Annotated in this window: 23 protein-coding genes; 13 read left to right on the forward strand and 10 right to left on the reverse strand. The window is 68.9% G+C overall.

What is annotated here, in order from left to right; translation table 11 throughout:
* Nucleotides 1-3 precede the first annotated feature (3 nt).
* The 5 genes from ACEI37_RS09560 to ACEI37_RS09580 all read left to right on the forward strand — a co-directional run bounded on the left by ACEI37_RS09560 (nucleotide 4) and on the right by ACEI37_RS09580 (nucleotide 5,037).
* On the forward strand, nucleotides 4-834 hold the full coding sequence (locus ACEI37_RS09560; protein ID WP_373376486.1) for an ABC transporter permease: 831 nt from the start codon (nucleotides 4-6) through the stop codon (nucleotides 832-834).
* Nucleotides 831-1,643 carry a quinoprotein dehydrogenase-associated SoxYZ-like carrier gene (locus ACEI37_RS09565; protein WP_373376487.1) on the forward strand — a complete coding sequence of 271 codons (813 nt, stop codon included), beginning with the start codon at nucleotides 831-833 and terminating at the stop codon, nucleotides 1,641-1,643. Before ACEI37_RS09560 ends, ACEI37_RS09565 begins: the two co-directional genes overlap by 4 nt.
* Nucleotides 1,640-2,584 carry a quinoprotein relay system zinc metallohydrolase 1 gene (locus tag ACEI37_RS09570; RefSeq protein WP_373376488.1) on the forward strand — a complete coding sequence of 315 codons (945 nt, stop codon included), beginning with the start codon at nucleotides 1,640-1,642 and terminating at the stop codon, nucleotides 2,582-2,584. Before ACEI37_RS09565 ends, ACEI37_RS09570 begins: the two co-directional genes overlap by 4 nt.
* Before the next feature lie 307 nt (nucleotides 2,585-2,891).
* Complete coding sequence (locus ACEI37_RS09575) at nucleotides 2,892-4,643, forward strand: PQQ-dependent methanol/ethanol family dehydrogenase (protein ID WP_373376489.1); 1,752 nt, start codon at nucleotides 2,892-2,894, stop codon at nucleotides 4,641-4,643.
* Nucleotides 4,644-4,713: 70 nt separating this feature from the next.
* Nucleotides 4,714-5,037: a c-type cytochrome gene (locus tag ACEI37_RS09580; protein WP_373376490.1), complete on the forward strand. Its 324-nt coding sequence runs from the start codon at nucleotides 4,714-4,716 to the stop codon at nucleotides 5,035-5,037.
* Nucleotides 5,038-5,816: 779 nt separating this feature from the next.
* Here ACEI37_RS09580 and pqqE read toward each other — a convergent pair.
* From pqqE to pqqA, 5 genes are all read right to left on the reverse strand, one after another.
* Nucleotides 5,817-6,989 (reverse strand): pyrroloquinoline quinone biosynthesis protein PqqE, encoded by a 1,173-nt coding sequence (gene pqqE / locus ACEI37_RS09585; RefSeq protein ID WP_373377745.1) that lies wholly within the window; start codon nucleotides 6,987-6,989, stop codon nucleotides 5,817-5,819.
* Entirely contained in the window at nucleotides 6,961-7,233 is a 273-nt protein-coding gene (gene pqqD, locus ACEI37_RS09590) for a pyrroloquinoline quinone biosynthesis peptide chaperone PqqD (protein ID WP_373376491.1), read from the reverse strand. Before pqqD ends, pqqE begins: the two co-directional genes overlap by 29 nt.
* On the reverse strand, nucleotides 7,230-7,922 hold the full coding sequence (gene pqqC / locus ACEI37_RS09595; protein ID WP_373376492.1) for a pyrroloquinoline-quinone synthase PqqC: 693 nt from the start codon (nucleotides 7,920-7,922) through the stop codon (nucleotides 7,230-7,232). Before pqqC ends, pqqD begins: the two co-directional genes overlap by 4 nt.
* On the reverse strand, nucleotides 7,919-8,836 hold the full coding sequence (pqqB, locus tag ACEI37_RS09600; RefSeq protein WP_373376493.1) for a pyrroloquinoline quinone biosynthesis protein PqqB: 918 nt from the start codon (nucleotides 8,834-8,836) through the stop codon (nucleotides 7,919-7,921). The genes pqqC and pqqB overlap by 4 nt, the downstream gene beginning before the upstream one ends.
* A 92-nt stretch (nucleotides 8,837-8,928) precedes the next feature.
* Nucleotides 8,929-9,003: a pyrroloquinoline quinone precursor peptide PqqA gene (gene pqqA / locus ACEI37_RS09605; protein WP_012355514.1), complete on the reverse strand. Its 75-nt coding sequence runs from the start codon at nucleotides 9,001-9,003 to the stop codon at nucleotides 8,929-8,931.
* A gap of 81 nt (nucleotides 9,004-9,084) precedes the next feature.
* Here pqqA and ACEI37_RS09610 point away from each other — a divergent pair, with 81 nt between their 5' ends.
* Both ACEI37_RS09610 and ACEI37_RS09615 read left to right on the forward strand, forming a co-directional pair.
* Complete coding sequence (locus ACEI37_RS09610; RefSeq protein WP_373376494.1) at nucleotides 9,085-10,020, forward strand: alpha/beta fold hydrolase; 936 nt, start codon at nucleotides 9,085-9,087, stop codon at nucleotides 10,018-10,020.
* On the forward strand, nucleotides 10,020-10,979 hold the full coding sequence (locus tag ACEI37_RS09615; protein WP_373376495.1) for an MBL fold metallo-hydrolase: 960 nt from the start codon (nucleotides 10,020-10,022) through the stop codon (nucleotides 10,977-10,979). The genes ACEI37_RS09610 and ACEI37_RS09615 overlap by 1 nt, the downstream gene beginning before the upstream one ends.
* A 173-nt stretch (nucleotides 10,980-11,152) precedes the next feature.
* Here ACEI37_RS09615 and ACEI37_RS09620 read toward each other — a convergent pair whose 3' ends face one another.
* Nucleotides 11,153-13,147, reverse strand: coding sequence for a sigma-54-dependent Fis family transcriptional regulator (locus ACEI37_RS09620; protein WP_373376496.1), 1,995 nt, complete (start codon nucleotides 13,145-13,147; stop codon nucleotides 11,153-11,155).
* A 275-nt stretch (nucleotides 13,148-13,422) separates the two neighbouring features.
* On the opposite strand from ACEI37_RS09620, the gene pedF reads away from it, so the two are divergent.
* From pedF to ACEI37_RS09635, 3 genes are all read left to right on the forward strand, one after another.
* Entirely contained in the window at nucleotides 13,423-13,902 is a 480-nt protein-coding gene (gene pedF, locus ACEI37_RS09625; RefSeq protein WP_025581905.1) for a cytochrome c-550 PedF, read from the forward strand.
* 57 nt (nucleotides 13,903-13,959) lie between these two features.
* Nucleotides 13,960-14,868 carry a substrate-binding periplasmic protein gene (locus ACEI37_RS09630; RefSeq protein WP_373376497.1) on the forward strand — a complete coding sequence of 303 codons (909 nt, stop codon included), beginning with the start codon at nucleotides 13,960-13,962 and terminating at the stop codon, nucleotides 14,866-14,868.
* Between the two features lie 182 nt (nucleotides 14,869-15,050).
* Nucleotides 15,051-16,058 (forward strand): YihY/virulence factor BrkB family protein, encoded by a 1,008-nt coding sequence (locus tag ACEI37_RS09635; RefSeq protein ID WP_373376498.1) that lies wholly within the window; start codon nucleotides 15,051-15,053, stop codon nucleotides 16,056-16,058.
* Here ACEI37_RS09635 and ACEI37_RS09640 read toward each other — a convergent pair.
* On the reverse strand, nucleotides 15,977-16,849 hold the full coding sequence (locus tag ACEI37_RS09640; protein WP_373376499.1) for a LysR substrate-binding domain-containing protein: 873 nt from the start codon (nucleotides 16,847-16,849) through the stop codon (nucleotides 15,977-15,979). The two genes, ACEI37_RS09635 and ACEI37_RS09640, sit on opposite strands and share 82 nt — an antisense overlap.
* A 246-nt stretch (nucleotides 16,850-17,095) precedes the next feature.
* Between ACEI37_RS09640 and psrA the strand changes: the two genes are divergently transcribed.
* From psrA to phnY, 3 genes are all read left to right on the forward strand, one after another.
* Complete coding sequence (gene psrA / locus ACEI37_RS09645) at nucleotides 17,096-18,187, forward strand: iron-containing alcohol dehydrogenase PsrA (RefSeq protein WP_373376500.1); 1,092 nt, start codon at nucleotides 17,096-17,098, stop codon at nucleotides 18,185-18,187.
* A 74-nt stretch (nucleotides 18,188-18,261) separates the two neighbouring features.
* Entirely contained in the window at nucleotides 18,262-19,578 is a 1,317-nt protein-coding gene (locus tag ACEI37_RS09650) for an MFS transporter (protein ID WP_373376501.1), read from the forward strand.
* Between the two features lie 83 nt (nucleotides 19,579-19,661).
* The gene (gene phnY / locus ACEI37_RS09655) at nucleotides 19,662-21,107 is read left to right on the forward strand and encodes a phosphonoacetaldehyde dehydrogenase (protein ID WP_373376502.1); all 1,446 of its coding nucleotides are present in this window, start codon (nucleotides 19,662-19,664) and stop codon (nucleotides 21,105-21,107) included.
* A 171-nt stretch (nucleotides 21,108-21,278) separates the two neighbouring features.
* On the opposite strand, the gene ald is transcribed toward phnY, so the two are convergent.
* The 3 genes from ald to phnA are packed head-to-tail and all read right to left on the reverse strand — an operon-like array spanning nucleotide 21,279 to nucleotide 25,397.
* Entirely contained in the window at nucleotides 21,279-22,397 is a 1,119-nt protein-coding gene (gene ald, locus ACEI37_RS09660) for an alanine dehydrogenase (RefSeq protein ID WP_373376503.1), read from the reverse strand.
* Nucleotides 22,398-22,440: 43 nt separating this feature from the next.
* Nucleotides 22,441-24,132 (reverse strand): Na/Pi cotransporter family protein, encoded by a 1,692-nt coding sequence (locus ACEI37_RS09665; protein WP_373376504.1) that lies wholly within the window; start codon nucleotides 24,130-24,132, stop codon nucleotides 22,441-22,443.
* 44 nt (nucleotides 24,133-24,176) lie between these two features.
* Nucleotides 24,177-25,397: a phosphonoacetate hydrolase gene (phnA, locus tag ACEI37_RS09670; RefSeq protein WP_373376505.1), complete on the reverse strand. Its 1,221-nt coding sequence runs from the start codon at nucleotides 25,395-25,397 to the stop codon at nucleotides 24,177-24,179.
* Nucleotides 25,398-25,418 lie beyond the last annotated feature (21 nt).

Consider the following 25,418-nt stretch of genomic DNA (forward strand, 5'->3'; position numbering starts at 1 on the left):
TCCATGACCACGCCCGCCTCCCTGCCACCGTTGATGCGCCATCGCTGGCGCGCGCTGCGCGCGGTCTGCGGCCGCGAGCTGCGCAAGTACCTGGGCCAGCCCGGGCGGCTGCTGTCGTCGCTGGTGCGCCCGCTGCTGTGGCTGCTGGTGTTCGCCGCGGGCTTCCAGAATGCGCTGGGCGTCGCGATCGCGCCGCCGTACGACAGCTACATCGAATACCAGGTCTATGTCGCGCCCGGGCTGCTGGGCATGATCGCGCTGTTCAACGGCATGCAGTCGTCGCTGGCGATGGTGTACGACCGCGAGATGGGCGTGATGCGGCTGCTGCTGACCGCGCCGCTGCCGCGCGGCTGGCTGCTGGGCTGCAAGCTGGCGGCGGGCACGCTGCTGTCGCTGCTGCAGATGGCGGCGTTCCTGCTGGTGGCGGCGGGCTTCGGCATCCGCTTCGCGCCGCTGCACTTGCTGGCCGGCCTGGGCGCGATGACGCTGGCGGCGCTGATGCTGGGCGCGCTTGGCCTGCTGCTGTCGGTCCATGTGCGCCAGCTGGAGAACTTTGCCGGCACCATGAACTTCGTCATCTTCCCGATGTTCTTCATCAGCTCGGCGCTGTATCCGCTGTGGCGCCTGCAGGAGTCGGGCGCCGAGGCGGTGTACCAGCTGGCGCGGCTGAACCCGTTCACGCATGCGGTCGAGGCGATCCGCTTCGCGCTGTACGGGCAGCTGGCGCCGCAAAGCCTGGCCATCGTCGCGGCCAGCGCGGTGGTGTGCTTCGCGCTGGCGCTGCGCGGCTACGACCCGCAGCGCGGCATGGCGCGCCGCGGGGCGCCGGCATGACCGGCCGCCGGCAGGGCATGGCGCTGCTGGCGCTGGCATGGCTGGGGCTGGCCGGCGCCACGGTGTCAGCCGCGCCCGGCACCGGTGCCGCGATCGCGCACAGCGATCCGATGCAGTCGCCGCAATGGGCCTGGATCCACAAGGAGCTGCTGCAGCAGGGCCCGGTGGTGTTCGACAGCCGCGTGCGCGTCACCGGGCCGGCCTTTGCGGAGGACCCGATGCGCGTGCCGATCGCCTTCGACGCGTCGGCGCTGGGCGAGGTCGAGCGCATCGTGGTGGCGGTGGACCGCAACCCGATCCGCCCGGTGCTGGCGTTCGAGCCGCTGCGGGTGCGGCCGTCGCTGTCGTTCCGCTTCAAGCTGGAGCAGGCCTCGCCGGTGCGGGTGGCGGCGCGCACGCGCGACGGCATCTGGCATGTCGGCAGCACGTGGGTCGACGCCGGCGGCGGTGGCTGCACCGTGCCGGGTGCGACCCGCCGCGACGGCAGCTGGAGCCGCACCCTCAACCGGGTCGAGGCGCGCGTGTTCCCTGGCCTGGGTCAGGGCCCCGGCCAGGCCGGCGCGCGCGTGCGGCTGCGCGTGATGCACCCGATGGACACCGGCCTGGTCGCCGGCATCCCGGCGTTCCATCTCGAGACCCTGGTGCTGGCCGACGCGGCGCGGCAGCCGCTGTTGCGGCTGACCCCGCACGAGCCCGTCGCCGAGAATCCGATTTTCTCGTTCGACCTGCGCGAGGCGGTGATGCCGGGCATGACCGTGGCCGGCCACGACAACAACGGTAACCGCATCGCGGCGCGGGTGTCGCCATGAAGCGCGTATTGCCGTCGTTGTTGCTTTGGCTGGCTACTGCTGCGGTCTTCGCGGCGCCCCCGCAGCCGCCCGACTACCGCCTGGCCCCGCGCGAGATCGCCGCCGGCGTGTGGCTGCTGGAAGGCGCCAATGCCGACTTCGCGCCGGCCAATGGCTGCAACATCATCAATACCTCCTTCATCGACACCGGCGACGGCGTGGTGGTGATCAATACCGGCCCGTCGCGCGAGTACGGCGAGCAGCAGCGCCGCGCCATCGCCGCGCTGACCGGCGCGCCGGTACGGCTGGTGCTGAACCTGAACCTGCATCCCGATTACTTCTTCGGCAACCAGGCCTATGCCGACGTGGGCGCCAGCGCGCTGCCCGCCACCATCGACGGCGCACGCCGCGAGGGCGCCGCCTATGCCGACAACCTCTACCGCCTGTGCGGCGACTGGATGCGCGGCACCGAGCCCGCGCCGCCTGTCCACACGCTGGCACCCGGCGTCCGCACGATTGGCCGCCGCACGCTGGAACTGATCCGCCTGGAAGGCCATACCGATGCCGACCTGGTGCTGCTGGACCGCGACGCCGGCATTGTCTTCGCCGGTGGGCTTGTGTTCCGCGAGCGCATCCCGACCACGCCGCACGCGCATATCGGTCGCTGGCTGGACAGCCTGGCGCGGCTTGAGGCGCTGATGGCGCAGAGCGGGGCGCGCCTGCTGGTGCCGAGCCACGGCCCCGCGCTGGGCGGTACGGAGGCCATCGCGCAGACGCGCGCCTACCTGCAATGGCTCGACACGCGCCTGCGCGAGGCCGCGGCGCAGGGGCGCGACCTGGCCGAGGTGATGGCCATGCCGGTGCCCGAGCCCTATGCGCGCTGGGGCGCGATGCCCGCCGAATATCTGCGCAACGTGATCCATCTCTACCCGGCGCACGAGGAAGCCGCGCTGGCGCGGTGAAGGCGCCGGCATCGGCTGCAATGCCTTCCAGCTAAGGTATCAAACACTACTGTCATTCCCGCGCAGGCGGGAATCCAGCGTCTTTAAAAGTCACTGGGTTCCCGCCTGCGCGGGAACGACGATGGCTCTGTTCAATTCTGGCGCAGCTGCAACGCAGTGTTGCACGCTGGCGCGGGCCGCTAGCGTGCGGCGGGCCTGCAGGCCGCGTGATCGGGCCCCGTCCCACTGGCATGGGATTTGCCATTTGCGTGCTGGTGTGTGGCGCAGTGGCGCACCAGCGAAATCGAAAACAAGAGAGGAGATGGCAATGAGGACGTTACGAGTAGGGCTGGCGGTCGTGGCAATCGCGGCCGCCGCGGCGAGCGTTGCCGCGCAGGCGGCGGTCAGCGACGCCATGATCGAGAACGATGCGAAGAGCCCCGGCGACGTGCTGTCGTGGGGCATGGGCCCGCAGGGCCAGCGCTATTCCACGCTGGCGCGCATCAATACGAAGAACGTGGGCCGGCTGGTGCCGGCGTGGTCGTTCTCGTTCGGCGGCGAGAAGCAGCGTGGGCAGGAATCGCAGCCGCTGATCCACGACGGCAAGATGTTCGTCACCGCCTCGTATTCGCGCATCTATGCGCTCGATGTGAAGACCGGGCGCAAGCTGTGGAAGTACGAGCACCGCCTGCCCGAAGGCATCATGCCGTGCTGCGACGTGGTCAACCGCGGCGCGGCGCTGTACGACAACCTGGTGATCTTCGGCACGCTCGACGCGCAATTGGTAGCGCTGGACCAGAACAGCGGCAAGGTGGTGTGGAAGGAAAAGCTGGAGGACTACGCGGCCGGCTATTCGTACACGGCTGCGCCGCTGGTCGTAAAGGGCCTGGTGCTGACCGGCATCTCGGGTGGCGAGTTCGGCGTGGTCGGCCGCGTCGACGCGCGCGATGCCAGGACCGGGCAGCTGGTGTGGTCGCGGCCGGTGGTCGAAGGCCATATGGGCTACAAGTACGACAAGGACGGCAACAAGACCGAGATCGGCATGACCGGCACCCAGAACGCCAGCTGGCCCGGCGAGACGTGGAAGACCGGCGGCGCGGCCACGTGGCTGGGCGGCACCTATGACCCGGCGACCGGCCTGGCCTACTTCGGCACCGGCAATCCCGGCCCGTGGAACAGCCATATCCGCAAGGGCGACAATCTCTACTCCGCGTCGACCGTCGCGCTCGATCCCGCCACCGGCAAGATCGTCTGGCACTACCAGAACACGCCGAACGACGGCTGGGACTTCGACGGCGTGAACGAGTTCGTCACCTTCGACCTGGACGGCAAACGCATGGGCGGCAAGGCCGACCGCAACGGCTTCTTCTACGTCAACGATGCCAGCAGCGGCAAGCTGGTCAACGCCTTCCCCTTCGTCAGGAAGATCACCTGGGCCACCGGCATCGACCTGAAGAGTGGCCGCCCGAACTACGTCGCCGAGGGCCGCCCCGGCGACCCGGCCGCCGCCAACGGCGAGAAGAAGGGTAAGTCGGTGTTTGCGGCGCCCGGTTTCCTGGGCGGTAAGAACCAGCAGCCGATGGCCTACAGCCCGCAGACTGGCCTGTTCTACGTGCCCGCCAACGAGTGGGGCATGGACATCTGGAACGAGCCCATCAGCTACAAGAAGGGCGCCGCGTTCCTGGGCGCGGGCTTCACCATCCAGCCGCTCAACGAGGACTACATCGGCTCGTTGCGCGCGATCAATCCCAAGACCGGCAAGATCGTCTGGGAGGTCAAGAACGGCGCGCCGCTGTGGGGCGGCGCCATGACCACCGCCGGCGGGCTGGTGTTCTGGGGCACGCCGGAAGGCTATCTGAAGGCCGCCGACGCCAGGACCGGCAAGGAACTGTGGCAGTTCCAGACCGGCAGCGGCGTGGTCGCGCCGCCGGTCACGTGGGAAGAGAACGGCGAGCAGTTCGTCGCGGTGGTCTCGGGCTGGGGCGGCGCGGTGCCGCTGTGGGGCGGCGAGGTCGCCAAGCGCGTGAATTTCCTGGAGCAGGGCGGCTCAGTGTGGGTGTTCAAGCTGCATAAGAGCTGAGCGAAACAACGGCGGCACGGCCCCGCGCGCGCGGGGCACGATCGCCACAGCATCGGATCGGGATACAGGTATGAAGAAAGAATGGATGGCGCTGGCGGCGGTTGGCGCGATGTTGCCGGGCGCGGCGCTGGCCGCCACGACGGCGGAGATGCAGGCGCTGGCCGACAAGAGCGGCTGCTTTTCCTGCCACGGCATGCAGTCGAAGGTGGTGGGCCCTGGGTTTGCCGAGGTGGCGGCGCGCTACAAGGGCGACAGCCAGGCCGCCGCGTCGCTGGCGAAGAAGATACGGGAGGGCGGCAAGGGGGCCTGGGGCAGGATTCCCATGCCGCCGCATGGCAACCTGGGAGAAGACGATGCGAAGAAGCTGGCGGAGTGGGTGCTGGGGGTTGGTTGAGCCGGGGCGGTGCGTGGGCGGCGCGCGCTGCGTCGGACGCGGGGCCGTCGTGGGCGGCCGGCGCAAGACCTACTTGCGGCGGCGCCGGCGCCGGCGTTGATTCAGCGCTCGCCGCATCCGTCGGTTCTTGGTTTGTCGTGCTTGGCGGGCGTGGCTGTTTCGCCGGCGTAGCCGGCGACCTCCTTTCTGTCCGAGCGACAGAAAGGAGGCAAAGAGCGCGTCGCCTGAGCGGCTGGCTAAGGCGGCGTTGGTGGTTCGAACGGTGGTGACTTGCGGTGAGGCGGTTGGTGGTTCGACCCTGCTGACGCTACCTGGAGGTGCCTGGCGTTCGAGGTCGGATGGACGAACCCGACTTTAGGTCGGTGGCCGCCTGCTAACGGCGTTATTGGTGGGACGCCTTCGGCTGCGCTGCGCGCGCTCCCAATCTCAGGTCTGCTGCTCGGGCACGGAGTGCGTCGCTGCGCTCGCACGCGTTATCGTGGGCGATCCTTCGGGCTTTTCTTGTCCGCTTGTTTTCTCCCCTCTCCCGCTTGCGGGAGAGGGGCCGGGGGTGAGGGCCGGCGGTGGCAATAGCGATGGCCTTCACTTCGTTGATGCTCCTGCCCTCACCCCAACCCTCTCCCGCAAGCGGGAGAGGGAGTACACAATCGGGATTTGGAAAGCTCGAGTCCGTTTATGACGCTGCGGGTTTGCTCCCCTCTCCCGCTTGCGGGAGAGGGGCCGGGGGTGAGGGCCGGCGCATCCACGAAGTCAACCGCATCTGTCCGCGCGGCCCGACCTTATCCCCCGGAATTCCGCGAACCCAATCTCAACGAGTTGGCATCGCTGCGAAACACCATCGGATACTCGCGCGTTTGCGCCGCCGTTTGCGCCGCCGCAAGCCGGCCCTCCAACACGATCTCGCGCAGACGCCCGTGCCCGGGGGCCTGCGCGCAGGCGGGGTCGGTTGCTGCGGCATCGCCGGTGACCAGGAAGGCCTGGCAGCGGCAGCCGCCAAGATCCGCTTCGCTGTGCTCGCACGAGCGGCACGGTTGCGGCATCCACTGCGTGCCGCGAAAGCGGCGGAAGGCGTCGCTGTGCTGCCAGATCTCGCGCAGCGTGTCGGTCCTGACGTTGGGCAGGGCCAGGTCCGGCAGCATGCGGGCCGCGTGGCACGGCAGCGCGGTGCCGTCCGGCGCCACGCCCAGGAAGGTGGTGCCCCAGCCGTTCATGCACTTCTTCGGCCGTTCCTCGAAATAGTCCGGCACCACGAACAGGATCTGGCATTGCCGGCCGATGCGCGCGCGGTACTGCCGCACTACGGCCTCGGCCTCGCGCAGCTGTTCCCGCGTCGGCATCAGTGCCAGCCGGTTCTCCCAGGCCCAGCCGTAGTACTGCGTATTGGCCAGCTCCAGGTATTCGGCGCCCAGCTGCAAGGCCAGCTCGATGATGGTGCCGACGTGCGGCAGGTTGTGACGGTGCAGCACGCAGTTCATCACCATCGGATAGCCGTGCGCCTTGATCAGCCTGGCAACGCGCTGCTTTAGCTCGAACGTGCGGGTGCTCGAGAGGAAGTCATTGAGCTCGCGCGTGGAGTCCTGGAATGACAGCTGGATATGGTCCAGGCCCGCCTCGTGCAGCGCCGCCAGGCGGGCGTCGGTCAGGCCCACGCCGGAGGTGATCAGGTTGGTGTAGAAACCGAGGCCGCGCGCATGGCGCACCAGCGTCTCCAGGTCCTTGCGCAGCAGCGGCTCGCCGCCGGACAGGCCCAGCTGCACCGCGCCCAGCGCGCGCGCCTGGGTGAACACCTCGCACCACTGCGCGGTATCCAGTTCCTCTGCATGGCGGGCATAGTCGACCGGATTGGAGCAGAACGCGCAGTGCAGCGGGCAGCGGTAGGTCAGCTCGGCCAGCAGCCACAACGGCGGGCCGGGCGGCGCCGGCTCAGACCAGCCAGCCGCGTTCGGTGGCATGTTTGACAAAGGCATGGACCTCCGGCGCGATGCCCTGCACGCCGAAAGCGGCCTGCAGGTCGTCGATCAGCATGTCGAGCGTATGGTTGCCATCGCAGCGCTGCAGGATCGCGGCGGCGCTGTCGTTGAGCGTGACCATCCCTTCGGGATACAGCAGCACCCAGCTTTGCTGCGAGTCCTCCCACTGCAGCCGGAAGGTGCGGTGCAGGGTCGGGGTGGCGAGGTCTTGCGTGCCGGAGGTCATGCGTGGGCCTGCTGGATGGCGTCGAGCATCGACCACAGCACGTCGAGCTTGAACTGCAGGATGTCAAGGGCGCGCTGCTGTTGCGCGGCGCTGCGGAAATGGTCCAGCGTCACGCGCAGGCCGTGGTCGACGTCGCGTTGCGCCAGCGGGATGCGCGAGCGGAAGTAGTCGAGGCCGCCGGCCTCGATCCAAGGATAGTGCGTGGGCCATCCCGCCAGCCGCTCCTGGTGGATCTTCGGCGCGAACATCTCGGTCAGCGACGAGCACACCGCCTCCTGCCACGGCGCGCGGCGCGCGAAGTTGACATAGGCGTCGACGGCGAAGCGCACCCCGGGCAGCACCTGCCGGTGATCCAGCAGCGCGTCGCGCTCCAGGCCGACGGCCTGGCCCAGCCGCAGCCAGGCCTCGATGCCGCCGGGCTCGGCGTCGGTGCCGTCATGGTCGAGGATGCGCACCACCCACTCGCGGCGCGTGGCGCGGTCGGGGCAGTTGGACAGGATCGCGGCATCCTTGAGCGGGATGCTGGCCTGGTAGTAGAAGCGGTTGGCCACCCAGGTGCGGATCTGCGCTGGCGTGCATTGGCCTGCCGCCATGCGCTGGTTGAACGGATGGTGGATGTGGTAGCCGCTTTCGCGGGCGCGCAGGCGCGCCTCGAATTCGGCAGGGGTCCAGGCAACGGTGGCTGTCATAGCGCGATTTCCATGCCGTCGCAGGCGAGCTCGATGCCGTGCCGGGCCAGCTCGGCACGCTCGGGCGAGTCTTCCGCCAGCACCGGATTGGTGTTGTTGATGTGGATAAGGATCTTGCGGCGGGCGGGCAGGCGGTCCAGCACCTCGATCATCCCGCCCGGCCCGGACAGGGCCAGGTGGCCCATGTCGGCGGCGCTGCGCGTGGAGTAGCCCAGCGCCTGCATTTCGTCGTCGCGCCAGAAGGTGCCGTCGACCAGCACCACGTCGGCGCGGCGCAGCTGCGCGAACACGTGGTCGTCAACCTGGCCCAGCCCGGGCGCATAGAAGGCGCTGCGCCCACTGCGGCGGTCTTCGATGCGCAGGCCGATGTTGTCGCCGGGTTGCGGCGCGTGGCGCCTGGGCGAGTAGGGCGGCGCCTTGCTTTGCAGCGGGACCGCGGTCAGCGCTACGTTATCCAGCGGCGGCACCGAGAACGCCGTGCCATCGCAGGGCAACGCATGTTGCCGCAGCCCGCAGTAGTGCGACAGGATGCGGGTCAGCGGGAACGCCCCCGCCAGGTCGTCGAGCACGCTGGCGGTGGCGTAGAGCGGCAGCGCCTGGCGGTGTTCGCGCAGCATCAACAGGCCGGTGACGTGGTCGATCTGCGCGTCCATCAGCAGCACCGCGGCAATCGCGGTGTCGCGCCCGGCGCGGGCGGGTTGCAGCGCGGGGGTCTGGCGCAGCTGCTGCAGGATGTCGGGCGAGGCGTTGACCAGGACGGCTTCCGGGCCGTCGCCGCACAGCGCGATCGACGATTGCGTGCGCGGCGTGGCGCGCACGGTGCCGCGGCGCACGCCGTCGCAGTTGCGGCAATTGCAGTTCCATTGCGGGAAGCCGCCACCGGCGGCCGATCCCAGTACCCGGATGGTGGTCATGGCGCGAGCGCTCGATGTGGATCGCGGCGTCGCCGCGCAGGCGCCATACCGGTAACCACCGGCGGCGCCTGGCTGCGGAACGCCGAGGCCGCTCAGCGGTTGGCGATATACATCGTGATTTCAAAGCCGAGCCGCAGCTCGGTGTAGGCGGGCGTGGTCCAGGTCATGTCGGTCTCCTTTGGCATGGTTAGTGATTAGCGTTGCGGCATGGCAGCGTGGCTGCCGCAATGCCCGGAAAGGCAACAACCATGCCCGACACCACCTTGGACCACACCGTTTTCCACCTGCGCACGCCCGACGCGCAGCGCCTGCACGTGCGGCTGGGCGGCCCGCCGCACGGCGAGCCCTGGCTGGTCTTGCATGGCGGGCCGGGCAGCGGCTGCGCCGCGTCGATGGCGGCATGGTTCGACCCGCAACGGCACCGCGTGGTGATGCCCGACCAGCGCGGCGCCGGCCGCTCGACCCCGGCCGGCGGCATGCGGCGCAACAACGTCGGCGCGCTGCTGGCCGACCTGGAGCAGCTGCGCGCGGCGCTCGGCATCGCGCGCTGGGGCGTGGTCGGGGGATCGTGGGGCGCGGCGCTGGCACTGGCCTACGCCGCGCGCTATCCGCATGCGGTCGCAGCGCTGGTATTGCGCGGCGCCTTCCTGACCGGGCGCGACGACGTGCTGGGCCTGTTTGCGCCGCGTGCCGGCGACGGCCTGCTCCGCCGCGTCGCGCCGGCGGGCGAGCGGCTGCCCGAGGCGCGCGCCCGGCTGCTGACGGTGTCTCGACTGTTGCAAAGTGGGACAGCTGTTCAAAAACGAGACACCGCGGCCGCGTGGCGCCGGCTCGAGCTGGACCGTCTCGCGCTGCGGGGCCTTGCGCAAGAACGCCGGCAGTCCGCGCGCAAGCGGTTCGCCACGATACGCAAGTACCGCATCCAGGCGCATTACCTGCGCCACCGCGCCGGCCTGGGCAAGCCCGCCTTGCTGCGCGCGGCGCGGGACATTACCGCGCAGGGCCTGCCGGTGACGCTGCTGCATGGCCGCGCCGACGCGGTATGCCGGCCCGCCAATGCCCTGCGGCTGCGACACGCCATGCCGGCCGCGCGGCTGGCCTGGGTGGACGGCGGGCACCTGGCCGACGGCGCCATGCGCGACGCACTCGCGGACGCGATCCGCGCCAGCGCGTGGCAGCGCTGATGGCTACGCGTCGCGCCTTTCTCGGAACCACGCTGGCGCTGGCGTTCGACGCCTGGGGGCCCGCCACGGCGGCCGGCACGCGGGTCGCGCTGGACCCGCTGCAGCCGGGCGTCTGCGTCGCCCGCGCCGCCAACGCCGAAGCCATGCGCGCCAACGCCGGCGCGGTGGTGCCCAGCCTGGTTCATGTCACGCGCGCGGGCGTGCTGGTGGTCGATCCCGGGCCGCACGCGGCGTGGGGCAGGGCGCTGCTCGGCGCGATCCGTGCGCTGACGACGCGGCCGGTGCGCTGGGTGGTCAACACTCACGCCCATCCGGAGAACGTGCTGGCCAATGCCGCGTTTGCCGGGCTGCGGCCGCGGCCGCGGTTCCTGGCGTCGGTCGCCACCGCCGCGTTGATGCGGCAACGATGCGAGGCCTGTCTGGCCAGCCTGACCGCGCAGCTCGGGCGCGCGGCCATGCGCGGCACCGAGATCGTGTTGCCGGAGCTGGCGCTGCAGGATGGCGCCTGGCTGCACACCGGCGATACGGCGTGGCAGGTGCAGGTGCATGCGCCGGCCCACAGCGCGTCGGATACCGTGCTGTACGCGCCGCAGCTGCGGCTGCTGTGCGCCGGCGGCCTGGCGTATCGCCAACGTGTGCCGGAGATGCAGGAAGCGTCGCTGCAGCGGTGGCGCCAGGCGCTGCGGCAACTGATCGCGTTGCCGGCGGACACCGTCGTCGCCACCGCGACCGGCACGCCTGCGCAGACGCTGGTGCCGACGCTGGCCTATCTCGATGCGCTCGCCGACGGCATCGGCGCCGCGCTGGGCGCTGGCCGCGATGCGACCCAGGCGGTCGATGCCGTGGCGGCGGCGCCGTTCCGCCACTGGCGCCATTTCCAGACGCGCCATCCGCTGAACCTGCAGCGCGCCTGGCGCCAGCTGGAAGACGCGTGGATGCAGGGAGAACTGCCGGCTTGAAGCCGAATGCCGTTCAGTTAAGGCATCAAACACTACTGTCATTCCCGCGCAGGCGGGAATCCAGCGTCTTTCACGTCCCCTTCGGGGAAAAGTCACTGGGTTCCCGCCTGCGCGGGAACGACGGTGGTCAACTGAACTGCATTGACGGCCGAAGCCGGCATGCGCGCCCGATGTCAGCCGCCCTGCTGCGGCAGCCCGCGCGCTTCCTCCATCTTGCGGTAGACGGTGTTGCGCGAGATTCCCAGCGCCTTGGCCGCCGCCGAGATATTGCCGTTGTGCGCCTTGACCGTGGCCACGATCGCCATCGCCTCGACCTCGGCCAGCCGCGTGGGCTGCATGCCCTGCGCCATCGCCACGGCCGGCGCGGCCATGGGCGCGGGCGCCTCGCGCAGGTCGTCGAGGAAGTCGTCGGGCAGGTGCTCCTCGGTGATCTCGGCTTCGCCTTCGGCCATCAGCCGCGCGGTGCGCAGCAGGTTGCCGAGCTGGCGGATATTGCCCGGCCAGTGGTAGCGGCGGAACAGCGCCATCACCGCTTCGCTGATGCGGGGCGCGTTGTTGTCCGCACCGGCCGCGCCCCCGCCGTGGTCCTGGCGCAGCAGCTTGCCGGCCACCACGTCGAGGTCGCTGCGCTCGCGCAGCGCCGGCAGCCGCACCACCAGCCCGTTCAGGCGGTAGTACAGGTCTTCGCGGAACTGGCCGCTGGCGACCAGGTCGCGCAGGTTGCGGTTGGTCGCGCACACCACCGAGACGTCGATGTGGATCACCTTGCTGCTGCCCAGCGGCGACACCGCGCGCTCCTGCAGCGCGCGCAGCAGGCGGCCCTGCAGGTGCAGCGGCATGTCGCCGATCTCGTCCAGAAACAGCGTGCCGCCGTTGGCCAGCAGCATCTTGCCGATGCCGCCCTTCTTGCGCGCGCCGGTGAAGGCGCCTTCCTCGTAGCCGAACAGCTCCGACTCGATCAGGTTTTCCGGGATCGAGGCGCAGTTGACGGCGATGAAGGGGCCGGCGCGGCGCGCGCTGTCGGCATGGATGGCGCGCGCCATCAGCTCCTTGCCGGTGCCGGTCTCGCCCAGCACCATCACCGGGATGTCCTTGCCGATGACCTTGCGCAGCTTTCCGATCACGGCGCGGATCTGCGCGTCGCCGGTGTCCAGCTCCTCGAGCCCCGGCGAGGGTGCCGGGCCCAGCGCCAGGCTGCGCGGCACGCCGGTGGCGCCGCTCGTGCCGGCCTGGCGCGCCTCGGTGCCGCCGGGCAGCGCCGCGGCCGGGGTTTTCCATTCCACGCGCGCGCTGACCTTGACGCCGCTGGGCAGGTGCAACGGGACGATGCCCGCATGCGCCGCGCGTGCCGCGTCGAACAGCTGCGACATCGACAACCCGAACAGCGACGAGAAGGTATGCGCCTGCAGCGCGCCGATGGACAGGCCCAGCTGGAACTGCCCGCTGCGGTTGGCCGACAGGAAGCGCCCGCCGGGCGTGAACGAGACGATGCCCTCCACCAGCGTGCCCAGGAACTCGGCGCGCGAATGGAAGCGGATGCACACCATGTCGCGGAAGGCGTTGCCGAACAGCTGGTTCTCGATCATCTGCGCCGACATCCGCACCAGCGCCATGGTGTGCTTGTGGAAGCCGCGCTGGTCGCCGGTCACGTCGAGCGCGCCCACGGTCTTGCCGTAAGGGTCCAGGATCGGCATGCACGAGCAGGTCAGGAACTGGTTGGCCTCCAGGTAATGGTCGGCGCCGTGGACCAGCGTGGCGCGGTTCTCGGCCAGCGCCGTGCCGATGGCGTTGGTGCCGCGGCGCGCCTCCGACCACTCCGAGCCGGGGCGCAGCGAGATCTTGTCGGCGCGGGCGAGGAAGTCGTCATCGCCTATGGCGTGCAGGATCAGCCCGTCGGCGTCGGTCAGCACGATCATGCTTTGGGTGTCGACGATCTGGTCGTGCAGCGTCTCCATCACCGGCAGGGCATAGGTGAACAGCGACTGGCTGCGTTCGATGCGGGTCTTCAGCTCGCTTTGCAGCACCGGGCAGAAGTCGGGCGACTCGTAGGGGCGCAGGCCGTAAGACTCCGAGCGCTGGTGGGCCTGGGCAATCAGCTCGGCACGCTCGTGCTGCCCGGTATCACCGGGGGCGTCCGCGCGCGGATGCGGATCCGGCTGGATGGTCATGTCTCGGTCTCCTTGTGGAAAATTCCGCCCGCGATCTTTGCGCGGGTCGCTGCCGGTCGCGCCAGGCGCGGGCTCGACAGTGTTGCGTGGTGAAGCAAAACACTTGCCAGGGTGTGGCATTCCGGGACACCGCTGCGGCGCCGCGGCGTTGCCCGGGCGCTTTTTCCCGGCAAATCCGGCATTTTCAGCGCGTCGCCGCGTTGGTATGGCTCTTGCGGAAACGGGGCAAACACAAGCATCAAACAAAGCCAGCCCCATCACTGTAGGAGACATCCATGAAAACGCAGCGCCGCCTGCTCGCCTTGCTTTCGCTTTGCGCGTCCCTGACCGCTTTTTCCGCCGGCCCGGTGCTGGCCCACGGCGATGTCACGCCCCAGGCAGTCGATACCAAAGCGTTACCACAGCTGGGCGACGAATGGCGTCCGGACAATCCCTACCGCAGCGGCGATGCGCACAAAGAGGCGCTGCGCATCGGCTCGTCGGCGTACAACCAGAACTGCGCGCGCTGCCACGGGCTCGAAGCCGTGTCGGGCGGCATTGCCCCCGACCTGCGCAAGCTGGACGGCGACTGCGTCGCCCTGGCCGACGCCAAAAAGAAGCAGGCCTGCCAGAGCGAGATCTCGCAGTTCTACGCCACCACCGTGCGCAAGGGCCGCACCCGCGACGGCCGCGTCTACATGCCGCCGTTCGACGGCGTGCTGAGCCAGGAGGCGGTCTGGGCCATCAAGACCTACCTGGAATCGCGCCACGAGTAAGCGCCGCGCCAACGCTATCGATGCCGCCGGTCCCCTTCATCCAACTGGAGCAATGCCATGCCTGACAGCCCCGTCCGCGGCCCACGGCTTACCATTTCCGTCCTGCCCGCACCGCCGGCCCGGATGCTGCGCTGGCTCGGCTGCATGCTGCTCTCTGCCGCCGCCTTGCTCGGCGTGTCGCCGGCGCATGCCGACCTGGCCCGCATCCGCCAGGCCGGCACGCTGAAGGTGGCGGTGTACAAGGGCCTGCCGCCGTTCTCGTCGCTGGCCGGCAGCCAGTACGCCGGCATCGACGTGGCGCTGGCGCAGGCGCTTGGCAAGGCGCTGGGCCTGTCAGTGGCGCTGTTGCCGTTCGATGCCGACGAGAACATGGCCGACGACCTGCGCGCGATGGTCTGGCGCGGCCATTACCTGGGCTACGGACCGGCCGACGTGATGCTGCACGTGCCGGTCGACCGCGCCTTCATGCGCGCCAACGACAAGGCGCTGATCGTCGCCCCCTACTATCGCGAGACCTTCGTGCTGGTGCGGGACCGCGAGCGCGTGCCGGACGTGCGCGGCCTGGAAGACCTGGCCGGCCAGCCCACCGGCGCGGCCGCGGGCTCGGCCGGGGCCAACGCGCTATTGTCCGCCGGCGGCGGCACGCTGCGCGACCGGGTCAGGATCTACCCCGAGCCCGCCCTGGCACTGCACGCGCTGTTCGCCGGCGAGATCGCCGCGGCGCTGGTGACGCGCGCCCAGTATGAAAGCGCGCTCAAGGCCGGCGGCCACGCCGCCAGCCGCTATGTCGCCAGCGACATCAGCGCGCCGCTGCTGCCGGCGCGCGGCTGGGCCGTCGGCATGGCGGTCAAGGCCGGCGAACGCGAGCTGGCCGAGGCGCTGCAGTCGGCTCTGGATACGCTGCGCGGCAACGGCGAGCTGGCGCGCATCTTTGGCGGCTACGGGGTGTCGATGCAGGCGCCGTGAGTCAGGCGTTGTAAAGAATGCATGCGATCTGGCATCCCAGGTCGGGCAACTGGTACACCCGCGGCAGCCCGGTGCCGCGCCGGTAGCGCCCTGGCGCCACGCCTGCCATCGCCGCAGCACATGGCCGCGGGCAGGAACGGGAATTGCGGGGGCAGGGCAGTATCGTGACTGGGGATCGGGCGATGCCTTCCATCTCGTCGGTTCTGCTGTCCTCGCCCCGCGCGCTCTACGGGCTGCTGCGGGATACCGTCAACGCCTGGGTGGAAGACTACGACCCCAGCATGGGCGCGGCGCTGGCCTACTACACCGTGTTCTCGATCGCGCCCCTGCTGCTGATCGTGATCTCGGTGGCGGGCGTGGTGTTCGGCCACGAGGCTGCGCGCGGCGAAGTGGTGGCGCAGCTGCAGGGGCTGCTCGGCCCGGAAGGCGCCAAGACCGTCGAGGCCATGCTGCTGGCGGTCAGCAAGCCCGCGGCCAGCGCGCTGACGGCGGTGGTCGGCGTGGTGGTGCTGCTGATCGGCGCGACCACGGTCTTTGCCGAGCTGCAGTCGGCGCTGGACCGGATCTGGGAGGTGCCCGAGCGGCACAAGAGCTCCGGCCTGTTCTCGCTGCTGCGCGCGCGGCTGCTGTCGTTCGGCATGATCCTGGGGATCGGCTTTTTGCTGGTGGTGTCGCTGCTGCTGAGCGCGGCCATCTCCGCGCTCAACCGCCTGTGGGGGCCGCTGTTCGGGGCCGAGGAACTGATCGCCCATGTGCTCGACACCGTGGTCAGCCTGGTGCTGATCACGGTGGTCTTCGCCATGATCTACAAGATCATGCCGCGCGCCAAGGTGCGCTGGCCCGACGTCTGGCTGGGCGCGGCGGTGACGGCGCTGCTGTTCACGCTGGGCAAGTTCCTGATCGGCCTGTATATCGGCAAGAGCGGCGTGGCCAACGGCTATGGCGCGGCCGGCTCGCTGGTGGTGTTGCTGCTGTGGGTGTACTACTCCGCGCAGATCTTCCTGCTGGGCGCGGAGTTCACCTGGCAGTACGCGCGCCGCTACGGCTCGCGCCGGCACGAGGCCGCGGCCGAGGCCGAGCGTGAGCGTGAGCGCGAGCTCGCTCAGCCTCAGCCGCCGCCGAGCGCTACCGCGAACAGCGTCGAGATCAACGGCCGCTCCTTGCGCACCCCCAGGCAGCATAGGGAATAGTCGATCGACAGCAGCGGCTCGTCCACCGGCACCACCTGCAGCCCCGGCAGCGGGATGCATTCGATCTCGGTAACGAAGCTCAGCCCCATGCCGCTGGCCACCGCATGCAGGATGGCCTCGCGGCTGTTGATCTCCATCGCGCAGTGCAATGCCACGCCATGCTGCGCGCAGGCGCGCTCGACGCGGTCACGCGTCTTCGAGCCCGCTTCGCGCAGGATCACGGGTTCGCCGGCGAGATCCTGCAGCGTGACCGCCGTGCGCGCGGCCAGCGCGTGGCCCGCCGGCATTACCGCGACGATGCGTTCCTTGCGATAGGGCACGACATGCAGCCCCGCCACCGGGTCGGGCTCGGCAAGGATGCCGGCGTCGATGTCGAAGTCCTGCAGGCCGCGCAGCACCGAGGCCTCCGAGCCGATGGTGACGGTCAGCTCCAGCGCCGGGTGCGCGCTGCGGAAGCTGCGCGCCAGCCCGAGCGCGATCGGCGGTGACACCGCGCCCACCCGCACCAGCCCGGTCTTGAGCTTGTGCGCGCTGTGCAGGAACTGCATGGCCTCCTCTTCCTGCCCGAACAGCCCCTGCGTGATTGCATAGAGCCGCTCGCCGGTCTCGGTCAGGCGCACGCTGCGCCCGCTGCGCAGGAACAGCTCGACGCCGAAGCGCGTCTCCAGCGCCTTGACCTGGTCGGTCACGGTAGGTTGCCCGATATGCAGGTAATGCGCCGCGGCGGTGAAGCCGCCGGTGCGCGCCACCGCGTGGAAGCAGCGGATCGACTTGTAGTACTGGTGGAACATGGGATGGATGGGGGCTGGCCGCCGCTGCGGCGGCGTGTCCGGCGAGTCTCCCACAGCCGCGCGCCGATGCGTACAGGGTTTCCCCGAGGCCGGCAGGGCGCAGCGGCGATCCATCGGTTTTGGCGCACCCGCGCGTCAAAGATGCGATTGGACCGGGGTTTTGGCGTCTCCCACACTTCTGGCAACCAGGCGCGCGGTGCCGACCGCGGCCAACGCAACCCAGAGCCAGAACCGAGGAGACTCCCCATGACCCATGCCTACCACAACCCCGTGTCGATCCATTGCGGGCCCGGCGCGCTCGACCAGTTGCCGGCCTTGCTGCACGGCCGGCGCGCCGTGGTCGTGACCTTCCCGGAAGCGCGCGCGCTGGGCCTGGTGGCGCGGCTGGAAGCATTGCTGGGCGCGGACCTGGCCGGGCTGATCGAAGACGTGCAGCCCAACCCCGATGTCGCGCAGCTGTCCGGCCTGTACAACCGCTTCTGGGAACACGCCGATCGCTGCGACGCCATCGTCGCAGTCGGCGGCGGCAGCGCCATCGATACCGCCAAGGCGCTGATGGTCGGCACCCGATCGGGCCGCTTCGACTCGCTGATCAGCCTGCTGGCGACCGGCAAGTCGTTCACGCCGGCGCAGGTCAAGCCGCTGATCGCGGTGCCGACCACCGCTGGCACCGGCAGCGAAGTCACGCCGTGGGCCACCATCTGGGACGCGGCGAACCAGAAGAAATACTCGCTGCACCTGCCGCAGACCTGGCCCGAGGCCGCCATCGTCGATGCGCAACTGATGCTGTCGGTGCCGCGCGGCACCACCATTGCCACCGGCCTCGATGCGCTGTCGCATGCGCTCGAATCGATCTGGAACGTCAATGCCAACCCGGTCTCCGACACCTTTGCGGTGTCGGCGGTCGAGGACATCTTCGAGACCCTGCCGCAACTGGTCCAGCAACTGGACGACCTGCCGCTGCGCGAGCGCATGGCCCTGGCCGCACTCAAGGCCGGACTGGCGTTCTCCAACACCAAGACCGCGCTGGCGCATTCGATTTCCTACGAGATGACGCTGCGCCACGGCCTGCCGCACGGCATTGCCTGCTCGTTCACGCTGCCGCTGGTGCTGGAAAAAGCCTGGGCGCGCCGCCCTGACCGCGACCGCACGCTGCAGCGGCTGTTCGGGCCGTCGCTCGCCGGCGGGCAGCAGCGCCTGCGCGCCTTGCTGCAAGGACTGGGCGTGAAGACCGAATTTGCCGACTACGGCGTCAGCGACGACGAGGCCGGCGCCATGATCGCGCGTGCGCTGGACGGCGCCCGCGGCAAGAACTTCATCGGCGCCGTGCCTGCCTAGCCGTTCCCACCGGCCGGTGTTTACCCGGCCACACGAGCCCGGCATACGGGCCGACAATACAAAAGGAGACAACCATGGAAACTGCCGATCGCATCCAGGTGGGGGCATACGTCGCCCCGGCCGAGCAATCGTTCCGGCGCGCACAGTGGCGCATGCTGCTGGCGGCGATGTTCTGCTATTTCTTTTTCTACACCGGGCGGCAGACCTTTGGCTTTGCCATTCCCGGCATCCAGGAAGAGTTCGGCCTGTCCAAGGCGGCGCTGGGCTGGGCCTCGACCTGCCTGCTGTGGTGCTACGCCATCGGCCAGGCCATCAACGGCAACCTCGGCGACAAGTTCGGCGGGCGCCGCGTGATGACCGCCGGTGCGATCCTGTCGTGCGCGGCCAACTGGGTGGTGAGCTTCGCGGTCGGCTTCAAGAGCCTGGCGATTCCGTGGGGCATCAACGGCTATTTCCAGGCACTGGGGTGGGCCCCCGGCAGCCGCTTGCTGTCGAACTGGTGGGGCGCCGAAGAACGCGGCAAAGTCTACGGCTTCTATGTGTTCGCGGCCGGCTGCGCCTCGGTGCTGTCGTTCGTGACCTCGATCGTGGTGGTGAACATCCTGCACCTGGACTGGCGCTGGATCTTCCGCCTGCCGGTGCTGCTGATGCTGCTGGGCGGCATCACCTTCTACCTGATCGTGCGCGAGCGGCCGGAAGACCTGGGCTACAGGTCGCCCGATACCGGTGTAGCCAAGGGCGAGGATGCCGACCCGCACGCGCCGGCCCGCACAACGGCCGAAAGCGATGCCGAGGAAAGCTCCTGGTCGCGCTACAAGGCGGTGCTGCGCAATCCGCGCCTGATCATCGCGGGGCTGTCGATCGGCTTCCAGAACGCGGCGCGCTATGGCCTGATCGTGTGGGTGCCGGTGCACTTCCTGGGCAAGAACTGGAAGACCGCCGAGACGCTGATCGACCCGGCCTGGATCTCGGTCGCGCTGCCGGTGGGCATGGCGTTCGGCGCGCTGTCCAACGGCTGGATTTCGGACCGGCTGTTCGGCTCCAGCCGCAGCAAGGCGATCATGCTCTACATGGTGCTGGGCGCGATCGCGTCGATGGTCATGTACCAGCTGCCGACCGGCATGGGCGCGATCGTCGCGCTGTTCCTGGCTGGCTTCTTCGTCTATGGTCCGGCCTCGTCGTTCTGGGCGCTGTGTCCGGACCTGGTCGGCGCGAAGCGGGCGGGCACCGCCACCGGCATCCTCAATTTCTTCTCCTATCTGCTCGCCGGACTGGGCGAGCCGCTGATCGGCCGCATCCTGGACCAGTCCGGCAATACTTCGCTGGTGTTCCCGATCGTGGCAGCCAGCTGCATGATCAGCGCCGTAATCGCGGCCTTCATCCGCCGTTGAGCACGCGGGCCGGCCCGGCGCCGGCCCGCACGCGCATCCGCATCGATTTCCCTTTATTAAATGAGGCCCGCCAGGGCATGACCATGACCGCATTGCACGCCACCACCGAGATCCGCCACGAAGCGCTGCGCATCGTCGGCGAGAAGATCTACCGCGAAGACGTGATCGAGGTGACCTATCCCTACACCGGCGAAGTCATCGCCACCGTGCCCAAGGCCACGCTCGACGACGTTCGCCGTGCCTACCGCATCGCGCGCGACTACCAGCCCACGCTGACACGCTACGAGCGCTACAAGATCCTGATGCGCGCGGGCGAGATTATCGCCTCGCGCCTGGATGAAATCTCGCGCACCATCACGCTGGAATCCGGCCTGTGCCGCAAGGATTCGCTGTACGAAGTCGGCCGCGCCTCGGACGTGCTGCTGTTTGCCGCCAACCAGGCGCTGGTCGACGACGGCCAGGTGTTCTCGTGCGACCTGACCCATCACGGCAAGAGCCGCAAGGTCTATACCCTGCGCGAGCCGCTGCTGGGCGTGATCACCGCGATCACGCCGTTCAACCACCCGCTCAACCAGGTGATCCACAAGGTCGCGCCGTCGGTGGCCACCAACAACCGCATGGTGCTCAAGCCCAGCGAGAAGACGCCGCTGGCTGCCTATCTGCTGGCCGATATCCTGTATGAAGCGGGACTGCCGCCGCAGATGCTGTCGGTCATCACCGGCGACCCGCGCGTGATCGCCGACGAGATGCTGACGCACCCCGACGTCGACCTGGTGACCTTTACCGGCGGCGTGCCGATCGGCAAGTACATTGCCGCTACCGCCACCTACAAGCGCCAGGTGCTGGAGCTGGGCGGCAACGATCCCATCATCGTGATGGAAGACGCCGACCTGGAAGAAGCCGCCACGCTGGCAGCCAGCGGATCCTACAAGAACTCCGGCCAGCGCTGCACGGCGATCAAGCGCATGCTGGTGCATGAGTCGGTGGCGGAGCGCTTTGTCCAACTGCTGGTGCAGAAGACCGAAGCCGTCAACTATGGCGACCCGATGGATCCGAAGGTCGACATGGGCACTGTCATCGACGAAGCCGCGGCGATCCAGTTCGAGGCGGTGGTCAATGATGCAATTGCCGCCGGGGCCACGCTGCGCTACGGCAATATCCGTCGCGGGGCGCTGTACTCGCCAACGGTGCTCGATCACGTCGATCCCGAGATGACGGTGGCAAAGCATGAGACCTTCGGGCCGGTGTCGCCGGTAATTCGCTTCAAGGACATTGACGATGCGATCCGCATCTCCAACGGCACCGCCTACGGGCTGTCGTCGTCGGTCTGCACCAACCGGCTCGACTACATCACGCGCTTCGTGCGTGAGCTTAAGGTTGGTAGTGTCAATGTGCGGGAGGTGCCGGGGTACCGGCTTGAGCTGACGCCGTTCGGGGGGATCAAGGACTCTGGCCTGGGCTACAAAGAGGGCGTGCTGGAGGCGATGAAGAGCTTCTGCAATACCAAGACCTACTCGCTGCCGTGGTAAGCAGCGATGGCCTGCGCGCCGGGGCCGGCAGGCCAGTTCGTCCCTGCACTGCCGGCCCCGGCGCGCAGTCGCTTGACCCGGCGATCCTGGAGCAACTGTCCAGGCACGCGGAAGCTGCGGCGGGCACCATCCGTGCTGCGCCGCTGCCCTGCTATTGCGCCGCCAGCGGTTTCAGGCGGCCAGTACGGTGGCAGGATCCACGTACTCGTAGCCAAGATCCTGCGCGACTTCCCGGCAAGTCACTTTGCCGTATGCCACGTTCAGTCCGTTCGCCAGGTGGGTGTTCTCCGACAGCGCCGCTTTCCATCCCTTGTCGGCGAGCTGCAACGCAAAGGGAAGCGTGGCATTGTTCAAGGCATAGGTAGACGTGCGGGGCACGGCGCCGGGCATGTTGGCCACGCAGTAGTGCAACACATTGCCAACGGTGTAGGTCGGGTCCGCGTGCGTGGTGGCGTGCGCGGTTTCACAACAGCCGCCCTGGTCGATGGCGACGTCGACGATGACGGCGCCCGGCTTCATGGCGTCGACCATGGTACTGGTTACCAGCCTGGGCGCGGCAGCGCCCGGGATCAACACCGCGCCGATCACCAGGTCAGCGGACAGCACATGGCGCTCCACATTGTCCTGGTTGGAATACACCGTCATAGCCCGCGCACCCAGCAGCCGGTCCACGCGGCGCAGCACGTCCAGGTTTCGGTCGATGACCACCACTTGCGCGGCCGTGCCCACTGCGATCTGGGCGGCGTTGGAGCCGACCACGCCGCCACCCAGGATCACGATCCTGGCCGGCTCCACGCCCGCCACGCCACCGAGCAGGATGCCCATGCCTCCGCGTGCCTTCTCGAGGCAATGCGCACCAGCCTGCACCGACATGCGGCCCGCCACCTCCGACATCGGCGCCAGCAGTGGCAGTCCGCCGCCAGCCTGCGTCACGGTCTCGTAGGCGATGCAGATGGCGCCGCTGTTGACCAGCCCGGCGCATTGGTCGGGGTCGGGCGCGAGGTGCAGGTAGGTGAAGAGGATCTGGCCCTCGCGCAGCATGGCGCGTTCTGCTGCCTGCGGCTCCTTGACCTTGACGATCATGTCCGCCTTGGCAAACACGTCTGCCGCCGACCCCACGATGGTCGCGCCCGCCTTGCGGTAATCGGCGTCGCCGGCACCGATGCCGGCCCCGGCGCCGCTTTCCACCAACACCATGTGGCCGTGTGCCGCGATTTCTCGAACTGAAGAGGGTGTCAGGCCCACCCGGTATTCGTGGTTCTTGATTTCCTTGGGTACTCCGATTTTCATGTTGTCTCCTTTGCTTGCATGAAAGTCTCCTTTGGAGGCGGCGTCACGGACTAAGCAGGCGTTCCGGTGCGTGCAGCGCGCCGGGGTGTTCGGCAGGCAGGAACGGAGGGTCCTCGGCGAGGGCACTGCGCTGGGCGCTGGGCATGCCTGCGGGCGCCGCGCACAGTAGCGAGTTCATCTGCGAAAGCTCGCGCAAGATATCCAGGTGCAAGGCACTGGTCTCCACGCTTGCCGTGCGCCGCTGTGCCACACGCGCGATGTGGCGCGCGGTGAAGCGCTCGGCACGGGCCTGGAATACGGCGGCACAGTCGTGCAGCAATGCCGGAGCGGTACGGTCGCCAGCGACGAACAGCGACAGCCTGGTCCGCAAGTTCCCGACCAGCATGTCGCACAACTCGAGCAGTTCCGCGCTGCCCTCGTCCGAGAACCGGTAGCTGCGGCTCAGCTTGCGCTGGTCCAGGTCAGCCAGGATCCGCTCCACAATATCCCCCACATACTCCAGGTTGATATTGACCAGCATGATCTCGTCCCAGCGCGCGGTATCGTCATGGTCGAGGCGGCTGGCGTCGACGTCGGTCAGGTACATCTTGACCGACGAATACAGGTCATCGATACGGTCATCCAACGCACGGCAGCGGGCATTCATGGCGCGGTCGTTGCCGACCACCGAGAGCTTCATGCCACTGATCATCTCTTCGATCACGTCGCCGATGCGCACGACCTCGCGCGCGGCATTGCCGAGCGCCACCGACGGGTGCTGCAGGTCGCCCTGGCTCAGGTAACGGGCCCCACCGCTGGCGGCCTCGCGCTGGGCATCGGGCAGCCAGCGCGTGCACAGCGCCGCCACCGGCTTGACGAACCAGATCAGCGTGGCGGCCAGCGTCAGGTTGAAGGCCATGTGGAAATCGATTGCCATGGTGCCGGCCTGGCTGCCGAGACGCGCCAGCAACGGTGGCACGGCGTCGAGCAGCGGCAGGCAGGCCAGCATGCCGATAATGCGGAACAGCAGGTTGGCCAGCGACACGCGTCGCGCGGCCGGTGCGCCGCCGGCATTGGCCAGGCACGCAATCAGGCCACTGCCGAGATTGGCGCCGAGTACCAGCGGCAGCGCGGTGGCGGGGGCGATCACGCCGGCCATGGCGAGGGTGGCGGTCAGCAGCACCGCTGCCAGGCTGGAGTAGGCGAGCAGTGTCACCAGCGCGCCGACCACCACCGCCAGCAAGGTGTCGCTGCCGAGGGCGCTGAACATGGCCCGGACGATCTCGGCATGCAGCAGCGGCGCGGTATAGAGCCGGATCAACTGCAGCGCCAGCGTGATCAGCCCGAGTCCGACCACGACCTCGCCGGCCTGCCCGCGCACGCTGGCCTTTCCCGACAGGCGCAGCGCGATGCCGACGACCAGCAGCAGCGGCGACAGCCATGCGATATCGACCGCCAGCAGGCGCGCCATCACGCTGGTGCCGACATCGGCGCCCAGCACGATCGGCAGCGCCGCCGGCAGCGATACCAGCCCTCCGGCGACGAAGGCGCTGGTCATCAGCGCGGTGGCGCTGCTGCTCTGGATCAGCGCGGTCACGCCCAGGCCCGCCATAAAGCCGCGCAGCGGGCTGGCGGTGCCGGCGGCCAGCACCAGACGCAGGCGCGGGCCCAGCACCTCGAGCATGCCGTGGCGGGTGACGTGCGTGCCCCAGATCAGCAGGGCGACACCGGACATCAGGGATAGCAGGATCTGCATGGCGCCTCGCCTGTGTGGCCGGCCGCGGCCGGCCTGGCTGTGCTTCAGTCGGCGTGGTTCAGCGCCAGCCGCAGGATGTCGAAGTTGCGCAGGCGCTGCCCGGCCGGCACGCTGACCTTGCGGTTGAACAGCAGCGGCACCTTCTGCTCGGACAGGCCGCCGTGCGAGCGCAGCGGTGCATCGAGGCCGCTCAGGTCGTGGCGCGCCGGCGTGGTGCCCAGCACGGTCAGCCGCTCGCTGACCACCACCAGGTCGCCGATGCGGTCGGGCGGCAGCTCGAAGCGCTCGCTGGCGGCGCGCTTGTCCAGCACGAGTTCGATGCCGGGCAGTGCGGCGATGGCCTCATGCACGGCGCGCTGGTCGGTGCCGGCAGGCAGGTACACAGTCGCATAGGAACCCAGTGCGCCGTGGTGGGCGACATAGGGATCGGTGATCGGCAGCAGCACGCGGGTGGCATCGATGCCGAAGCGCTGGTCCAGCACCTGCTGCAGGAACAGGATGTTGGCCTTGCCGAGCGAATCGGTCTTGGCGTTCATGCCATGGTCGGCGGTCACGCCGATGACCGCGCCCAACGCGTCGAGGCGCTGCAGGTAGCTGTCCATCATCGCGTAGAAGGCATTGGCGCCGGCCGTGCCGGGGGCATGCTTGTGCTGGATGTAGTCGGTGGTGGACAGGTACATCAGGTCCGGCCGCTCGGTTTCGAGCAGCCCAACCCCGGCGGCAAACACGAACTCGGACAGGTCCGCGCTGTAGACCGACGGCAAGGGCATGCCGACCTTGCGCAGCACGTCGTCGATGCCGTTTTCCTCGAGGGTGGCCTGGTCGGCCTTCTCCGCCGAGAAGCAGATGCCCTTGAGGCCGTGGCCCAGCAACGCGCGCAGCTTGTCCTTGGCGGTGACCACGGCGACCTTTGCGCCGGCTTGTGCCGCCGCGGCCAGCACGGTGGGCGCGCGCAGGTAGCGGGCATCGTTCATCAGCACCTCTGCGCCGGCTTCGGTGTCGTAGAAGAAGTTGCCGCAGATGCCATGCACCGACGGCGGCACGCCGGTCACGATGGACAGGTTATTGGGATTGGTGAAGGACGGCACCACGCAGTCGCCGGTCAGTACGGTGCCTCGTTTGGCCAGGCTGGCGAAGAACGGCGTGACGCCCGCCTGCACGGCAAGGTTGATGTATTCCTGCTCGCAGCCGTCGATGCAGACGATGACGGTGGGACGGGCGGGAAGCTGGTAGGTATGGCCGTTGGCCTGGATCTGGGTGCTCATGGGATCTCTTGACGCAGTTTT

This window comes from Cupriavidus nantongensis, from assembly GCF_041726985.1.
Taxonomy (GTDB): domain Bacteria; phylum Pseudomonadota; class Gammaproteobacteria; order Burkholderiales; family Burkholderiaceae; genus Cupriavidus; species Cupriavidus nantongensis_A.

Coding starts and splice junctions, on each gene's coding strand:
- phnY (WP_373376502.1), top strand. CDS start 19,662: ATGACCGCATTGCACGCCACCACCGAGATCCGCCACGAAGCGCTGCGC.
- pqqB (WP_373376493.1), bottom strand. CDS start 8,836: ATGACCACCATCCGGGTACTGGGATCGGCCGCCGGTGGCGGCTTCCCG.
- pqqC (WP_373376492.1), bottom strand. CDS start 7,922: ATGACAGCCACCGTTGCCTGGACCCCTGCCGAATTCGAGGCGCGCCTG.
- ACEI37_RS09615 (WP_373376495.1), top strand. CDS start 10,020: ATGGCTACGCGTCGCGCCTTTCTCGGAACCACGCTGGCGCTGGCGTTC.
- ACEI37_RS09575 (WP_373376489.1), top strand. CDS start 2,892: ATGAGGACGTTACGAGTAGGGCTGGCGGTCGTGGCAATCGCGGCCGCC.
- ald (WP_373376503.1), bottom strand. CDS start 22,397: ATGAAAATCGGAGTACCCAAGGAAATCAAGAACCACGAATACCGGGTG.
- pqqE (WP_373377745.1), bottom strand. CDS start 6,989: ATGCCACCGAACGCGGCTGGCTGGTCTGAGCCGGCGCCGCCCGGCCCG.
- ACEI37_RS09665 (WP_373376504.1), bottom strand. CDS start 24,132: ATGCAGATCCTGCTATCCCTGATGTCCGGTGTCGCCCTGCTGATCTGG.
- phnA (WP_373376505.1), bottom strand. CDS start 25,397: ATGAGCACCCAGATCCAGGCCAACGGCCATACCTACCAGCTTCCCGCC.
- ACEI37_RS09580 (WP_373376490.1), top strand. CDS start 4,714: ATGAAGAAAGAATGGATGGCGCTGGCGGCGGTTGGCGCGATGTTGCCG.
- ACEI37_RS09630 (WP_373376497.1), top strand. CDS start 13,960: ATGCCTGACAGCCCCGTCCGCGGCCCACGGCTTACCATTTCCGTCCTG.
- ACEI37_RS09635 (WP_373376498.1), top strand. CDS start 15,051: ATGCCTTCCATCTCGTCGGTTCTGCTGTCCTCGCCCCGCGCGCTCTAC.
- psrA (WP_373376500.1), top strand. CDS start 17,096: ATGACCCATGCCTACCACAACCCCGTGTCGATCCATTGCGGGCCCGGC.
- ACEI37_RS09560 (WP_373376486.1), top strand. CDS start 4: ATGACCACGCCCGCCTCCCTGCCACCGTTGATGCGCCATCGCTGGCGC.
- ACEI37_RS09620 (WP_373376496.1), bottom strand. CDS start 13,147: ATGACCATCCAGCCGGATCCGCATCCGCGCGCGGACGCCCCCGGTGAT.
- ACEI37_RS09565 (WP_373376487.1), top strand. CDS start 831: ATGACCGGCCGCCGGCAGGGCATGGCGCTGCTGGCGCTGGCATGGCTG.
- ACEI37_RS09570 (WP_373376488.1), top strand. CDS start 1,640: ATGAAGCGCGTATTGCCGTCGTTGTTGCTTTGGCTGGCTACTGCTGCG.
- ACEI37_RS09640 (WP_373376499.1), bottom strand. CDS start 16,849: ATGTTCCACCAGTACTACAAGTCGATCCGCTGCTTCCACGCGGTGGCG.
- ACEI37_RS09650 (WP_373376501.1), top strand. CDS start 18,262: ATGGAAACTGCCGATCGCATCCAGGTGGGGGCATACGTCGCCCCGGCC.
- pedF (WP_025581905.1), top strand. CDS start 13,423: ATGAAAACGCAGCGCCGCCTGCTCGCCTTGCTTTCGCTTTGCGCGTCC.
- pqqD (WP_373376491.1), bottom strand. CDS start 7,233: ATGACCTCCGGCACGCAAGACCTCGCCACCCCGACCCTGCACCGCACC.
- ACEI37_RS09610 (WP_373376494.1), top strand. CDS start 9,085: ATGCCCGACACCACCTTGGACCACACCGTTTTCCACCTGCGCACGCCC.